Origin of the sequence: Streptomyces prunicolor, assembly GCF_045162825.1 — a bacterium.
Taxonomy (GTDB): Bacteria; Actinomycetota; Actinomycetes; order Streptomycetales; family Streptomycetaceae; genus Streptomyces; species Streptomyces prunicolor.
Genome location: NZ_CP108676.1, coordinates 9240519 through 9255122, shown reverse-complemented (window position 1 = coordinate 9255122; position 14604 = coordinate 9240519). Strand labels below are relative to the sequence as shown.

Here is a 14604-nt window from a genome sequence, read left to right as displayed (position 1 = left end):
CGTGGGGGCCGGCCGCCTCGGTGTGTCTACTCGCCCGCGCCGGCACGTTCCAGACGGAGCGTCAGGATCTGGAAGGGCCGCAGGGCGACGGCGACCGAATCGCCGTCGACAGAGACCTCGTCCGCCAACGGGCGCTCCAGCAGGTCGGTGATCCGCGCGCCGGCGAGGGGGAAGCCCGTGCGCAGGAAGCCCTGGGCACGGCCACCGCTCGATTCGTAGAGGCGGACCACGACGTCGCCCGACTCGTCGTCGGCGAGCTTGACCGCCTCGATGGTGATGCCGTCGCCGTCGACGGAGACGACCGGCTCCGGGGCGCCGCCCGAATCGGCCACCCGCAGCGGGAGGTTGAGGGCGTAGCCCTCGGCGACGGCGTCCTCGATGCTCGCGCCGGGCAGCAGCGAGTACACGAAGCGGTGCCTGCCCTGGTCGGCGCCCGGGTCCGGGATGCGCGGGGCGCGCACCAGGCTCAGGCGGACCGTGGTCGTCGTACCGCCGTCCTCGCGGACCGTGCGGGAGACGTCGTGGCCGTACGTCGAGTCGTTGATGACGGCGACGCCGTAGCCGGGCTCGGCGAGGTGCACCCAGCGGTGGCCGGAGACCTCGAAACGGGCCGCCTCCCAGCTGGTGTTGGTGTGCGTGGGCCGCTGGATGTGGCCGAACTGGATCTCGGCGGAGGAGTGCGCCGCCCGGATGTCCACCGGGAAACCGGCCTTGAGGAACTTCTCGGCCTCGTGCCAGTCGATGTCGGTCTCGAAGTCGATCCGGGCGCTGCCCGCGCGGACGGTGATCGTCTGGACGATCTTCGAGCCCTTGCCGAAGGACCGTTCCACGCGGATCGCGCCGAGCAACGGGTCCTGCTCGACGACGGTGATCGAGTCGGCGTCGAGGAGGTCGGTGAAGCGGTTCTTGTAGTGCTTGTCGACGTCCCAGGCGTCCCAGTAGTTCGGGAGGTCGGTGTGCAGACGCAGCAAGTTGCCCTGGTCCGCGAGGACTTCACGGCCGCCGTGGCGCAGGTCGCGCACGGAGGCGAGGGTGCCGTCGTCGGCGAGTTCGACGCGGACGATGCCGTTGTCGAGGACGCGGTCGGTGACGGTCACCGCCTGCGGGACGTACTCGGCGGCCAGCGGGGCGGTGCCGTTGGCGGGGACCGTCGCGTACATCGGGACGCCGGTCGCCGTGCGGATGACCTCGGCGCGGTCGAAGGGGCTGGTGTTGAAGACGCGGGTACCGCCGCCGCCCAGCGCGGCCACGGCCGTTGCCGTCAGCTCCTCCAACTCCGTTGCCACACGGGCGTATTCGGCCTCGGCCTCGCGGTGCACCCAGGCGATCGAGGAGCCCGGCAGGATGTCGTGGAACTGGTGCAGCAGCACGGTCTTCCACAGCTTGTCGAGCTTCTCGTACGGGTACACGTAGCCCGGTGCGTGCAGCGCGGCGGTGGTCGCCCACAACTCGGCCTCGCGCAGCTTGTGTTCGCTGCGCCGGTTGCCCTGCTTGGTGCGGGCCTGGGAGGTGTACGTGGCGCGGTGGAGTTCGAGATAGAGCTCGCCGACCCAGACGGGAGCGTCCGGGTACTCCGCGCGGGCCTTGGCGAAGAACTCGTCGGGGTGCTCGACGACGACCTTCGGTGAACCCTCCAAGTCGGCGAGCCTGCGCGCCCGTTCCATGATCTCGCGGGTCGGACCGCCACCGCCGTCGCCCCAGCCGAACGGGGCCAGGGAGCGGGTGGCGTTGCCCTTCTCCTGGTAGTTGCGGACCGCGCGGGACATCTCCTCGCCGCTGAAGCGGGCGTTGTAGGTGTCGACCGGCGGGAAGTGGGTGAAGATGCGGGTGCCGTCGATGCCCTCCCACCAGAAGGTGTGGTGGGGGAACTTGTTGGTCTGGTTCCAGGAGATCTTCTGGGTGAGGAACCACTCGTTGCCGGCGAGCTTGGCGAGCTGCGGGTAGGCCGCGTTGTAGCCGAAGGAGTCGGGCAGCCACACGCCCTTGGTCTCGACGCCGAAGTGCTCGATGAAGAACCGCTTGCCGTGCACGAGTTGGCGGGCGATGGCCTCGCCGCCGGGCAGATTGCCGTCGGACTCGACCCACATGCCGCCGACCGGCGCCCACTGACCGCGCTTGACGGACTCCTGGATGCGGGCCCACACCTGCGGGTAGTTGTCGCGCACCCACTCGTACTGCTGGGCCTGCGAGCAGGCGAAGATGAAGTCCTCGTACTCGTCGGCCAGGGACGTCACGTTCGAGAAGGTGCGGGACGTCTTGCGCTTGGTCTCGCGGATCGGCCACAGCCACGCCGAGTCGATGTGCGCGTGCCCGACACCGGAGATGACATGCGCGCTGGCGTTGGCGGGCTTGGAGAGCACCGGCTTGAGCGCGGCCCGTACGTCGGCGGCCGTACCGGCGACGTCGTCCAGGTCGAGGAGGTCCAGGGCTCGGTCGAGCGCATGCATGATCTCGTGCCGGCGGGGGTCGTGCTCGCCCAGTTCCAGCATCAGTTCGCGCAGCACCTGGACGTCGAGGTCGAGGTGGAAGACCTCCTCGTCGAGGACGGCGAGGTCGGCGCGGCGGAATGTATACAGTGGACGGTCGCCTGCCGTCAGTACATCACCGAGGGGTGTCGGCTCGGAGAAGTTGTTGGCGAGGATGTCGGGGTTGGAGGCCGCCTCGACCAGGTAGTCGATCACCTCGCCGCCGGTCGCCGGGTTGGCGATCGCCACGTACTGGTTGAGCGGGTTGACGGCCTTCAGCGGCGTCCCGTCCGCGAGGTGGACCAGGGCCTCGGCCTGGTTGCCGGGCCAGTCGCCCGTGAAGCCGAGGTCGATGACGGCCTCGACGCGCTTCCCGGCCCACTCCTCCGGCACCTGCCCGCGCATCCGGAACCAGGTGGTGCCCCAGGGCGGACCCCACGGTGTGTCCATCGCGAACGGCGCGTACGGCGCCGCCGCGGCCTCCTCGAAGGGGACCGGCTCACCGGGGGCCTGCCAGGCCTCGACCGTGAAGGGCGCGGTGGCCGCGTAGATCGCCGGCTTGATGCGCTGGTCATGGGCGCGCTGGACGCGCTCCTCGATCCGGCTGCGTTCGTCGTGCATGGGAGGTCTCCAGGGAACCAGGGAGCTGCTGAGAACTTGGGGAGCTGTCGAGAACTCGCTGCGGAGGACTCGGGGTGCGGTCGCGAACTCGGGCTGCTGTCATGAACTTGGGGAAAGCGCTTACTGAAGAGTGCCTACTTAAGGTACGCCAGACCCGGGTGGACCTCGGTGTAGCCCTCGACCAGTCGGCGCGCGACGTTCACCGAGTCGACCAGCGGGTGCAGCGCGAAGGCCTTCACCGCGGTCGTACGGGAGCCGTTCTCGGCCGCCGCGAGGACCTCGCGTTCGACGCCCTTGACCGCGCAGACCAGGCCGGTGGCGTGATCGGGCAGCGGGGCGACCGCGACGGGGTGGGCGCCGTTGGCGTCGACCAGGCACGGCACCTCGATGACGGCGTCCGTGTCGAGGACGGACAGCGCGCCCTGGTTGCGCACGTTGAGGATCAGGGTGGTGCGTTCGTCGCGGGCGATGGCCCGCATCAGGGCGAGGGCGACCTTCTCGTAGCCGCCGGAGAGGTCGTCGGCGTCGCGTTCGCCGGCGCCGGCGGTCTCGCGGTTCTCCGCCATGTAGGTCGCCTCGCGCTCGGCGCGGGTGCGGTCCCAGGCGGTCAGCGCGGCCGTGTCGGGGCGCTTCATCTCGTCGTAGAACTGGGCCTGTTGGTCGCGCAGGAACGCGCCGCGGGTCTTCTCGACCTCGCTGTAGGCGCGGACGGTCTCGCGGTTGAAGTAGTAGTAGTGCAGGTACTCGTTCGGGATCGCGCCGAGCGACTGGAGCCAGTCGGTGCCGAAGAGCTTGCCCTCCTCGAAGGAGCCGAGCAGGTCCGGGTCGGCGAGCAGGCGCGGGAGTTCGTCGCGGCCGGCGACGCGCAGACCGCGGACCCAGCCGAGGTGGTTGAGGCCGACGTAGTCGATGAACGCCTCGCGCGGGTTCGCGCCGAGCACCGTGGCGATACGGCGGCCGAGGCCGACCGGGGAGTCGCAGATGCCGATGACGCGGTCGCCGAGGTGGCGGGACATGGCCTCGGTGACCAGGCCCGCCGGGTTGGTGAAGTTGATGACCCAGGCGTCGGGGGCGAGGCGGGCCACGCGTTGCGCGATGTCGACGGCGACGGGCACGGTTCGTAGACCATAGGCAATACCGCCGGCGCCGACCGTCTCCTGGCCGAGGACGCCCTGCGCGAGGGCCACCCGCTCGTCGTTCGCCCGTCCCTCCAGGCCGCCGACGCGGATCGCGGAGAAGATGAAGTCGGCGCCGCGCAAGGCCTCGTCGAGGTCCGTGGTGGCGGTGACGGTGGGGGCGTCGGGCACGGTGGCGGCCTGTTCGGCCAGTACACGGGCGACCGCATACAGTCGACTGTCGTCGAGATCGTGCAGCACCACCTCGGTGACCCGGCCCTCGCCGCGGTCGGTCAGGAGTGCCCCGTACACGAGCGGCACCCGGAACCCGCCGCCGCCCAGAATCGTCAGCTTCACGCTTTCACCTTTCCTGCCACGACGACCTCGACGCCCGCTTCCTCCAGGGAGGAACGGGTCACCGGGTCGACCGGGGCGTTCGTCACCACCGCGTCCAGGTCCTCGGGACCGCACACCTTCGCCATCCCCGTCCCCGGGAACTTCTGCGCGTCGGCGAGCAGCACGACCTTGTCGGCGGCCTTGATCATGGCCCGTTTCACCGGCACCTCGACGACCGTCGTGTCCATCACCTGGCCGCCGGGCCGCACTCCGCTGGTGCCGAGGAAGAGCCAGTCGGCGTGCAGCTGGCGCAGGTTGTCCTCGGTGAGGAAGCCCACCAGGGAGCGGTACTCGCGCCGGACCATGCCGCCGAGCAGCACCAGTTCGATGCCCTCGTCGTCGGCCAGCTCCTCGTAGACCACGAGGTTGCTGGTGATCACGGTGAGCCGGCGGCCGTGCAGCTGGCGGGCCAGCCGGTAGGCGGTGGTGCCGATGTCGAGGAGGACCGACTGGCCGTCCGCGACCATCGCCGCGGCGCGCGCGGCTATCGCGTCCTTCTCGGCCACCCGCACCTCGGCGACCTCGGCGAAGGGCTGGTCGCCCTCGTCGGCCACGGCACCGCCGTGGACACGCGTGAGCAGTCCGTCCTCCTCCAGTTTGAGCAGATCACGCCTGATAGTGGCGGGGCTCACACCCAGCTGCTCGGAGAGATCGGTCACGGCCGCGGGACCCCCTGAGCGCAGGGCCCGCAGGATGAGTTGATGTCGTCGTTCTGCCAGCACGTCGCGAACACTACTCGTCATCTTCAATCATTTCTATGCTCAGTTCTGCTTGGGTATTGACCAATCTCGTCGAGCAGCGCACGATTCCGGTCACCGAAATGAAGAGTTTTGACGACTCTCCAGACGACGTGCCGACGAGAGGATGCGCGCGTGGACGACCCCCGGCCCGATGTGCTGCTGACCGGGCTGCTCTTCTACGACCTCGTGCTCACGGGTCTGCCGCAGCCGCCGATGCCGGGCGAGGAGATCTGGACCGGCGGCATGGGCTGCGGCCCCGGCGGCATCGCGAACCTCGCGGTCGCCGCGTCCCGCTTCGGCCTGCGGACCTCGCTGGCCACGGTCTTCGGCGACGACTTCTACGGCGCGTACTGCCATGAGGTTCTCGCAGGCCAGGAGGGCGTCGACCTCTCCCTGTCCCGCACCGCGAACGGCTGGCACACCCCCGTCACCGTCTCGCTCGCCCACGGCGACGACCGGGCGCTGGTCACCCACGGCCAGGAACCGCCGTACTCCCAGGATGTGCTGATGGGCGACCCGCCCGAGGCGCGGACGGCGCTGGTGCACCTGGAGGCCGAGCCGCGCGCGTGGCTCGGCAAGGCCTCGGCGAACGGCACGCAGATCTTCGCGGACGTCGGCTGGGACCCCACCGAGCAGTGGTCCCGCGAGCTGCTCGACCAGCTCGCCCTGTGCCACGCCTTCCTCCCGAACGAGGCCGAGGCGATGGCCTACACCCGCACCGACAGCGCGGTCGCGGCGCTCGGCATCCTCACCGAACTGGTGCCGGTCGCGGTGATCACGCGGGGCGGGGACGGGGCGATCGCCGTCGACCAGACGACCGGCGAGTACGCGGAGGTCCCGGCGCTGGCCGTCGACGTCCTGGACGCGACGGGCGCCGGTGACGTGTTCGGCGCGAGTTTCGTCGCGGCCTCGCTCGGCGGCTGGCCGTTGGAGGAACGGCTGCGGTTCGCGGTGCTCGCGGCCGGGCTGTCCGTCCAGCACCACGGCGGCGCGCTGGCGGCACCCGGCTGGTACGGCGTCGACCGTTGGCTGCATACAGTCCGCGATCCGGAACTGCGGCGTGCATACGGCTTCCTCGTCGACAGGATCCCGGCGGACCCCGGCCCGCCCGTCACGTACGCGCCCGTCACTCCCCCCGCACGGGAGTAGCTCCCCCACCTCGCAAGTCCCTCGCAAGTTCCTTGTAAGTCCCCCCACTTGAGTCCCTCGTATGCACGACCCGAACAGATCGAACAGATCCGAAAGGCGGTGGGAGCTGTGCGGCTCTCACGAAGAGGCCTGCTCCGTGCGGGCCTGGCCGGTACGGCCGCCACGGCGCTCGGCGGCCTGACGTCCGGCTGCGCCGTACCGACCGGTTCCACCGGCCGGAACATGGTCCTGTGGTACTGGGACGGCGGCCTCGGCGACACGGTCGTCAAGAACGCCAAGGCGCGTTACGACAGTACGGTCGACCTCCAGGCGATCAAGATCGGCGGCTACTACCGGTCCAAGCTGATCACCACGATGGCGGGCAAGGCCCACATCCCCGACATCGCCGGCCTCAAGGGCGAGGACATGGCGTCCTATCTGCCCAACGCCGACCAGTTCGTGGACCTCAGGACACTCGGCGCGGACAAGTACAAGAGCCAGTACCTGAAGTGGAAGTGGGAGCAGGGCATCGCCGACGACGGCACCATGGTCGGCTTCCCCATCGACTGCGGTCCGGTGGCGCACTTCTACCAGTTCGCCGTGTTCCGCAAGGCCGGTCTGCCGTACGAACCGGCCGACGTGTCACGGGAGTTGAACACCTGGGAGAAGTTCTTCGCGGCGGGCGAGCAGCTGAGGAAGCGGATTCCCGGGACCTCACTGATCACCGACGTCAACAGCATCTTCGAGAACGTGGTGAACCAGGGCTCCAAGCGGTACGTCGACAAGGACCGTCACTTCATCGGCGACCAGCAACACGTGCGCAACGCCTGGGCGTTGGCGGTGGAGGCCAAGCAGCGCAAGATCGTCTCGGATCTGGTCAGCGGCACACCGGACGCGCTCTCGGCCGAACAGGACGGCAAGCTGCCCAGCCAGCTCAACGCCTCCTGGGCGACCAGCGACATCAAGACCGGCGTACCAAAGACCAAGGGGCGATGGCGAGTTGCCCAGATGCCGGTGCGGCCGGCCAACAACGGCGGTTCGTTCCTGTCGATCACGAAGGCGTGCCGGGAGCCCGAGCGAGCCTTCGAGATCATCACCTGGATCCTGAACGCGGCCAACCAGGCCCAGGGGTTCGTGGACGCGGGCCTGTTCCCCTCCACTCCCGCCTCGTACGACCTCAAGACGGTGCGGGTGGCGGACCCGTTCTTCGGCGGCCAGGACACGATGGACGTCTTCGGGCCGGCCGCGCAGAGGATCACGGTCGCCTACAACAGCCCGTTCGACAGCGCGCTCGGGCAGCCCCTCAAGGACGAGATCAAGAACGTCGGTGTCCTCGGCAAGGACCCCAAGAAGGCCTGGAGTGACGCCATGAGCAAGTGCCGGCGCATCGCGGACCACCTGGGGGTGAGCTACTGATGGCCACCGCGCTGGACAAGCCCCCTGCCGCCGTGGACAGTTCGTCCGCCTCCTCGCGGCCCAAGAACGGCTTCCGCAAGTACTGGCATCTGTACGCCGCGATCTCCCCGTTCTATCTGCTGTTCCTCTGCTTCGGGTTGATCCCCGTCGGCTTCTCGTTCTACCTCTCCCTGCACCGCTGGGACGGCCTCGGCTCGATGGAGTGGGCGGGTCTGTCGCAGTACAAGTACCTGCTGAGCGACACCGACTTCTGGAACTCGATCGGCAACACCCTCATCATCTGGGCGCTGGCGACGTTCCCCATGATCTTCCTCGCGATGATCACGGCCGTGATGCTCAACTCGGCGGTCCGCTTCAAGAACGTGTACCGCTTCGCCTACTTCCTCCCGAACGTCACCTCGGTGGTGGCCATCGCGATCGTCTTCGGCTCGGTGTTCTCCACCAACTTCGGCCTGGTGAACGCCCTGTTGCAGGCGGTGGGTATCGATCAGATCGCCTGGCTGAACACCCCGTGGGGCATCAAGATCGCCATCGCGACGCTGATGACCTGGCAGTGGACCGGCTACAACGCGATCATCTTCCTCGCCGGTCTGCAGACCATCCCGAGCGAGGTGTACGAGGCGGCGCGGATGGACGGCGCTGGACCGGTCCAAACCTTCTTCCGGATCACGCTGCCGATGATGCGGCCGGTGCTGCTGTTCGTGCTCATCATCTCGACGGTCACCGGTCTGCAGAGCTTCTCCGAACCACAGGTACTGCTCCAGAACACCTCCAACGACTCGACGTTCGCGGGCGGTCCGGGCCACTCCGGCCAGACGATGGTCCTGTACTTCTTCCAACAGACCTTCGACAACAACGACTTCGGTTACGGCGCCGCCGTGGCCTGGGGCATCTTCCTCGTCGTCATCATCTTCTCCATCGTCAACTGGCGCCTGGTGCAGCGCCGGGGCGAAGACTAGGGAGCCGGTCACCATGGCATTCTTCCAAGGCACACGGCGACCGAAGGCGATCCGGGGCACCCGGAGCCGCGGCGTCGCCCTCCATGTCTCCCTGATCCTGGGCGTGTTGCTCTCGGCCTTCCCGTTCTACTGGGCCGTGATCATGTCGACGCACACCTCGTCGGAGATCTTCTCCTACCCGCCGAAGCTGCTGCCGGGCACCCACTTCCTGGAGAACGTGCGCAGCCTCTTCGACAACATCGACTTCTTCGGCTCGATGTTCAACTCGGTACTCGTGGCGGGGTCGGTGACCTTCCTGGTCCTGTTCTTCGACTCGCTGGCCGCGTTCGTCTTCGCCAAGTTCCAATTCCCCGGCAAGAACGTGCTGTTCGCGCTGCTGATGGTCATCTTCATGGTGCCGGCGCAGCTCGCGGCCATCCCGCAGTTCGTGATCATGGCGAAGCTCGGCTGGATCGGCTCGATGACCGCGCTGATCGTGCCGGCGGCGGCCAACGCGTTCGGCATCTTCTGGATGCGCCAGTACATGAAGAGCGCGATCCACGACGAACTCCTCGACGCCTCCCGCATCGACGGCGCGAACTTCCTGCGCCAGTACTGGCACGTGGCGCTCCCCGTGGTCCGGCCGGGCCTCGCCTTCCTCGGCATCTTCACCTTCATGGGCCAGTGGAACGACTACGCCTGGCCCCTGATCGCCCTCACCAACCCGAACAACGTCACCCTCCAGGTGGCCCTGTCCCAGCTCAACGGCACCCACGGCACCACCGACTACGGAATGGTCATGACCGGCGCGCTCCTCGCCCTCGTCCCCCTGCTGATCGTGTTCGCGGTCGGCGCCAAGCAGATCATCGGCGACCTCGGCAAGGGAGCCATCCGCTGATGACCGACCCGCTCATCGCGCTCCGCCCCTGGGAGTCACCCGAGGTGACCTCCTGGGGGCGGTTGCCCATGTCCGCCGTCGACCGCCGCGCCGAGGCCGTGTCCCTCGACGGCGACTGGCGCTTCCAGCTGCTGGCGGCGCCGGACGCTCCGCTCGCGGACGCCTGGTCGTCCGCATACGTGCCGGGCGTATGGACCATGCAGGATACGGACGACCTTCCGCAGTACACGAACGTCCGTATGCCGTATGCAGAATTCCCTCCACTGTCGCCCGCAGCCAATCCGACGGGCGTGTACGAGCGTGAGATCGACGTCCCGGCCGACTGGGTCGGGCGGCGGATCGTGCTCCAGGTCGGAGCCGCCGAGAGCGTGCTGCTCGTGCACGTGGACGGGCGGTCCGTCGGCATCTCCAAGGACTCCCACCTCGCCGCCGAGTTCGACCTCTCGGACGTCGTACGTCCCGGCGCGCGGGCCACCGTACGGCTGACCGTCGTGAAGTGGTCGGACTCCTCGCACATCGAGGACCAGGACCAGTGGTGGCACGGGGGCGTCACGCGCTCCGTGCTGCTGTACGCGATCGATCCGCTGTATCTCGCGGACGTGACCGTGCGGGCGTCCTACGACGGCGAGCTGCGGGTCGACTGCCAGGTGCGGGACGCGGGTGGCGCACTGCCCGCCGGGTGGTACCTCAGCGGTGACCTCGACGGTCAACTCCTCGCCCAGGACGAGGAGTTCGACCGGTTCAACGCCGAGGACGACCGGGTCTCCGGCTTCCTCGGCGAGGCCCGCATGCGCGCCACCGTGCCCGAGGTCCGCACCTGGAACGCCGAGACGCCCGAGTTGTACGGCCTCACCGTCCGGCTGCACCGCGCCGACGGAACGGTCGCCGACTCGTCGTACCGGCGCATCGGTTTCCGGGACGTGCAGATCGTCGGGCGGGACCTGCTCGTCAACGGCGAGCGCGTGTACATCCGGGGCGTCAACCGGCACGACTTCCATCCGCTGACCGGCCGCACGGTGTCGTACGACGACATGCGCGCGGATCTGGTGCTGCTGAAGCGGTTCGGTTTCAACGCGGTCCGCACCGCGCACTATCCGAACGACCCGGCGCTCTACGACCTCGCCGACGAGCTGGGCTTCTATGTCGTCGACGAGGCGGACATCGAGTCGCACGACCACGCGCACGAGATCGCGGACGACCCGCGCTATCTGAACGCGTTCGTGGACCGGGTGTCGAGGATGGTGCTGCGCGACAAGAACCACCCCTCGGTCATCATCTGGTCTCTGGGCAACGAGTCCGACTACGGCGCCAATCACGACGCGGCGGCCGGCTGGGTCCGGCGCCACGACCCGACTAGACCGGTCCAATACGAGGGCGCTGCCAAGCGAGGCTGGGCCGACCCGGACCTCGCCTCCGACATCGCGTGCCCGATGTACGCGCCGCTGGAGGACTGTGTCGCGCACGCGCTGTCCGGTGAGCAGACCAAGCCGTTGATCCAGTGCGAGTACTCGCACGCGATGGGCAACAGCAACGGAACCCTCGCGGCCCACTGGGCCGCCATCGAGTCAACCCCGGGTCTTCAGGGCGGCTTCATCTGGGAGTTCTGGGACCACGGAATCCTGCAACGTGTGAGCGACGGAAGACCCACCGGCCGCGCGGGCGCCGGACTCTATGACAACGGTGTCGCCGCGCCCGGTCAACGCTGGGCGTACGGCGGTGACTTCGGCGAGTCGATCCACGACGGCGCGTTCATCGCGGACGGCGTGGTGTTTCCCGACCGCACGCCCAAGCCGGTCATGTTCGAGCACCGGGAGATCGCGGCGCCGGTGCGCATCGAGAGCTTCCGGCACGAGGGCATCGTCCTCGGCAACCACCAGCACTTCCGGGGCCTCGAATGGCTGTCCGGGACTTGGGAGTTGGCGCTCGCGGACGGCCGTACGCTGACCGCTCCGGCCGAACTGCCCGCCCTGTGCCCGGGCGAGACGACGGCCGTACCGCTGCCGTTCGAGTTGCCGGAGGACGGCGGCGAGACCTGGCTGACGCTGCGGGTGACGACGGCCGAGGACCAGCCGTGGGCACCGCGCGGCACGAACGTGTGCGCACCCCAGGTCCGGCTGCGGGCGGCAACTCCCGTGACACCGAAGGTGGTTGGCGTTGGCCGGATCGAGGTCGACGGCGAAGGCCTGCTGCGTCACCCGCTGTTGACTCTCGCCCCGACCCTGTCCCTGTGGCGGGCGCCCACCGACAACGATGAGCTGGGCGGTATAGCGGCGCGCTGGCGGGCCTGGGGGCTCGACTCGCTGGTCCGCAAGGTTGTTTCGGTGCGGCGTGACGGCGAGCGGGTGACGACGGTCGCGGAGTACGCCGGGGCGGTCGGTGTCGTCCGGCACTGTCAGGTGTTCACTCCGGTGGAGGGCGGGGTGCTGGTCGAGGAATCGGCTGAGCTGCCCGAGGAGTTCGTCGACGTGGCCCGGGTGGGCACCGTGTTCGAGACGGTGCCGGGGCTGGATCTGCTGGAGTGGTTCGGCCGGGGTCCCTGGGAGTCGTACCCCGACCGCAGCACCGGCGCGCCCGTGGGCCACCACTCGGTCCCCGTCGACGAGTTGTTCACCCCGTATCTGCGGCCGCAGGAGAGCGGTGGCCGACACGGGGTACGGCGGTTCACGCTGTCGGCACCGGACGCCACCGGTCTCGCGGTCGACCTCGACGAGCCCCGCCAGGTCTCGGTGACCCGCCATCGCGCGGAGGACCTGACCGCCGTACGGCATCACGACGAGTTGGTGCCGCGCGCATCCTGCGTGGTGCAACTCGACGCGGCGCACCGGGGGTTGGGCACGGCCTCGTGCGGCCCCGACACGTCACCGGAGTATCTCGTCCCACCGGGCGTCCATCGCTGGAGCTGGACCCTGCGCGTTCTCTGAAATCAGCGGCTTCCGAATCCGCGGCTTCCCAATCCCCAGCCTTGAACTCCCCCGCTTTCGCGGGCACTTATCCACGGAGCAAGCACACGTGTGTACTTCGCATGAGCACGAGCACGACCACGAGCAGGTCGAGACAGCCCAGGCCGGTGCCGGACGGCGCAGTTTCCTGCGGGCGACGGCGCTGCTCGGCGCCGCCGCCACGGCCGGCGTCACACTGCCGACCGCCGCCGAGGCGGCCCCCAACTCGACTTCTGCGAAGGCGAGTTGGCGCCCCGACACCGACAGCCGACGCTTCACCCTCGCGGTGATGCCGGACACCCAGTACCTCTTCGACGGGCCGAGCATCGACAAGGCGCCGATCGAGGCCTCGCTGCGCTACCTCCTGGAGCACGGCAAGGACGAGAACATCGTGTTCCTGTCCCACCTGGGCGACCTGACGCAGAACGGCGCGAAGCCTGAATTCGCCGCGATCGGGGAGGCGTTCAGGCTGCTGGACCGGCGGGGCGTCGGGTACAGCGTGCTGGCCGGCAACCACGACGTGAACTCGTCGACCGACGACCAGCGCGGCACCTCGCCGTACCTGGACACGTTCGGGCCGCAGCGCTTCAAGGGCGCGCGCACGTTCGGCGGTGCCTCCGCCGACGGCTACAACACGTACCACCTCTTCGAGGCCGCGGGCCGCGAGTGGATGGTGCTGGCGCTGGACTGGCGGCTGTCGGCGAAGGGGTACGCGTGGGCCAAGAGCGTTCTGGCTCAGCATCCGTACACGCCGGTGGTCCTGACGACGCACGAGCTGGTCGTCGAGGACGACCAACTGTCGGACTACGGGCAGCAGTTGTGGGACCAGTTGATCGAGGACCACGACCAGATCTTCCTCACGCTCAACGGGCACTACTGGCCGGCCGGTCGGGCGACGCGCAAGAACGCGGCGGGCAATGATGTCCATCTACACCTGACGAACTATCAGAACCGCTACTTCGGCGGCGCCGCGATGATCCGCCTCTACCGCTTCGACCTGGACCGCGGGGTCATCGACGTCGAGACCGTCTCCCCGTGGATCCTGGGCCGGGCGGCAAAGGGCCTGAACGAGTTGGAGCGCCAGGAGATCGAACTCAGCGGCGACGCCGACCGGTTCACCGTCGACATCGACTTCGCGGACCGCTTCTCCGGCTTCGCCCCGGTCGCCGCCCGCCCGTCGCGTCCCGCTTCGAAGCTCCTCGTCCCCGGCACGGTGGCGTACTGGCGCTTCGACGGACACTCCGACGCCACGGCCGTGAGCGGAACAGTCCGCGACCAGTCCGGGCGGGGCAACGACCTCACCCTCGTCGCGGTCGGCGGCTCCACCCTGAACTGGTCCTCGGACCACCACCCCGACCAACCCGGCCACGGCAGCCTGGAGTTCACGGGCTACAAGTCGCCACTCAAGGGCGCGTATCTGCGCACGGTCGACGGTGCGCCGCTCAACTCGGCGACGTTCAAGCGGGGTTACACGATCGAGGCGTTCTACCGACTGCCGGCCGACTGGGACCCCGACCACAACGCCTGGTCGGGACTGGTGAGCCGGACCGGCACGGGCGGCGCCGCGGGCAAGACCGGGGACGACCCGGACGAGCCCCTCGCCACGCTCTCCCTCTCCAACGACCGCGAACCGCAGTGGGCGGTACGCCCGTTGAACCAGGAGGGCATCGCCAGCAACTGGGGTCAGGAGACCCCGCTGGAGACCTGGTGGCACCTCGCCGTCGTCAACGACGGCAAGCACACCACGCTCTACGTCGAGGGCTGTCCGGTCGTGCGCAATCCGACGGCGACCGCCGTGGGCCTCACCTCGGTCGGCCTGCCCTGGCTGCTCGGCGGTTACGAGTACGCCGGGAAGATCGACCAGATCCTGCACGGCCGGCTCGGTGACGTCCGGATCGTCGAACGGGCGCTGCCCGTCACCTCCTTCATGAACCACTGACTCATGGAT

9 protein-coding genes are annotated in these 14604 nt (G+C 68.8%); 6 read left to right on the top strand and 3 right to left on the bottom strand.

Annotation, left to right across the window (positions count from 1 at the left end):
- Nucleotides 1-26 precede the first annotated feature (26 nt).
- The 3 genes from OG588_RS41965 to OG588_RS41955 all read right to left on the bottom strand — a co-directional run bounded on the left by OG588_RS41965 (nucleotide 27) and on the right by OG588_RS41955 (nucleotide 5319).
- Entirely contained in the window at nucleotides 27-3086 is a 3060-nt protein-coding gene (locus OG588_RS41965; protein WP_405951815.1) for an alpha-mannosidase, read from the bottom strand.
- Nucleotides 3087-3220: 134 nt separating this feature from the next.
- On the bottom strand, nucleotides 3221-4558 hold the full coding sequence (locus tag OG588_RS41960) for a 6-phospho-beta-glucosidase (RefSeq protein WP_019058990.1): 1338 nt from the start codon (nucleotides 4556-4558) through the stop codon (nucleotides 3221-3223).
- Nucleotides 4555-5319 carry a DeoR/GlpR family DNA-binding transcription regulator gene (locus OG588_RS41955; protein ID WP_019058991.1) on the bottom strand — a complete coding sequence of 255 codons (765 nt, stop codon included), beginning with the start codon at nucleotides 5317-5319 and terminating at the stop codon, nucleotides 4555-4557. The genes OG588_RS41960 and OG588_RS41955 overlap by 4 nt, the downstream gene beginning before the upstream one ends.
- Before the next feature lie 150 nt (nucleotides 5320-5469).
- On the opposite strand from OG588_RS41955, the gene OG588_RS41950 reads away from it, so the two are divergent.
- The 6 genes from OG588_RS41950 to OG588_RS41925 all read left to right on the top strand — a co-directional run bounded on the left by OG588_RS41950 (nucleotide 5470) and on the right by OG588_RS41925 (nucleotide 14595).
- The gene (locus tag OG588_RS41950) at nucleotides 5470-6486 is read left to right on the top strand and encodes a carbohydrate kinase family protein (protein ID WP_405951814.1); all 1017 of its coding nucleotides are present in this window, start codon (nucleotides 5470-5472) and stop codon (nucleotides 6484-6486) included.
- 108 nt (nucleotides 6487-6594) lie between these two features.
- The gene (locus OG588_RS41945) at nucleotides 6595-7881 is read left to right on the top strand and encodes an ABC transporter substrate-binding protein (protein ID WP_405951813.1); all 1287 of its coding nucleotides are present in this window, start codon (nucleotides 6595-6597) and stop codon (nucleotides 7879-7881) included.
- On the top strand, nucleotides 7881-8840 hold the full coding sequence (locus OG588_RS41940; protein WP_266864319.1) for a carbohydrate ABC transporter permease: 960 nt from the start codon (nucleotides 7881-7883) through the stop codon (nucleotides 8838-8840). The genes OG588_RS41945 and OG588_RS41940 overlap by 1 nt, the downstream gene beginning before the upstream one ends.
- Nucleotides 8841-8853: 13 nt before the next feature.
- Entirely contained in the window at nucleotides 8854-9717 is an 864-nt protein-coding gene (locus OG588_RS41935) for a carbohydrate ABC transporter permease (RefSeq protein ID WP_405951812.1), read from the top strand.
- Nucleotides 9717-12638, top strand: a complete 2922-nt coding sequence (locus OG588_RS41930; RefSeq protein ID WP_405951811.1) for a glycoside hydrolase family 2 TIM barrel-domain containing protein — start codon at nucleotides 9717-9719, stop codon at nucleotides 12636-12638. The genes OG588_RS41935 and OG588_RS41930 overlap by 1 nt, the downstream gene beginning before the upstream one ends.
- A gap of 88 nt (nucleotides 12639-12726) precedes the next feature.
- On the top strand, nucleotides 12727-14595 hold the full coding sequence (locus tag OG588_RS41925) for a LamG-like jellyroll fold domain-containing protein (RefSeq protein WP_405951810.1): 1869 nt from the start codon (nucleotides 12727-12729) through the stop codon (nucleotides 14593-14595).
- Nucleotides 14596-14604 lie beyond the last annotated feature (9 nt).

Excerpts from the sequence above, each read along its gene's own strand:
- OG588_RS41930 (WP_405951811.1), top strand. The coding sequence starts at position 9,717 with ATGACCGACCCGCTCATCGCGCTCCGCCCCTGGGAGTCACCCGAGGTG.
- OG588_RS41940 (WP_266864319.1), top strand. The coding sequence starts at position 7,881 with ATGGCCACCGCGCTGGACAAGCCCCCTGCCGCCGTGGACAGTTCGTCC.
- OG588_RS41935 (WP_405951812.1), top strand. The coding sequence starts at position 8,854 with ATGGCATTCTTCCAAGGCACACGGCGACCGAAGGCGATCCGGGGCACC.
- OG588_RS41965 (WP_405951815.1), bottom strand. The coding sequence starts at position 3,086 with ATGCACGACGAACGCAGCCGGATCGAGGAGCGCGTCCAGCGCGCCCAT.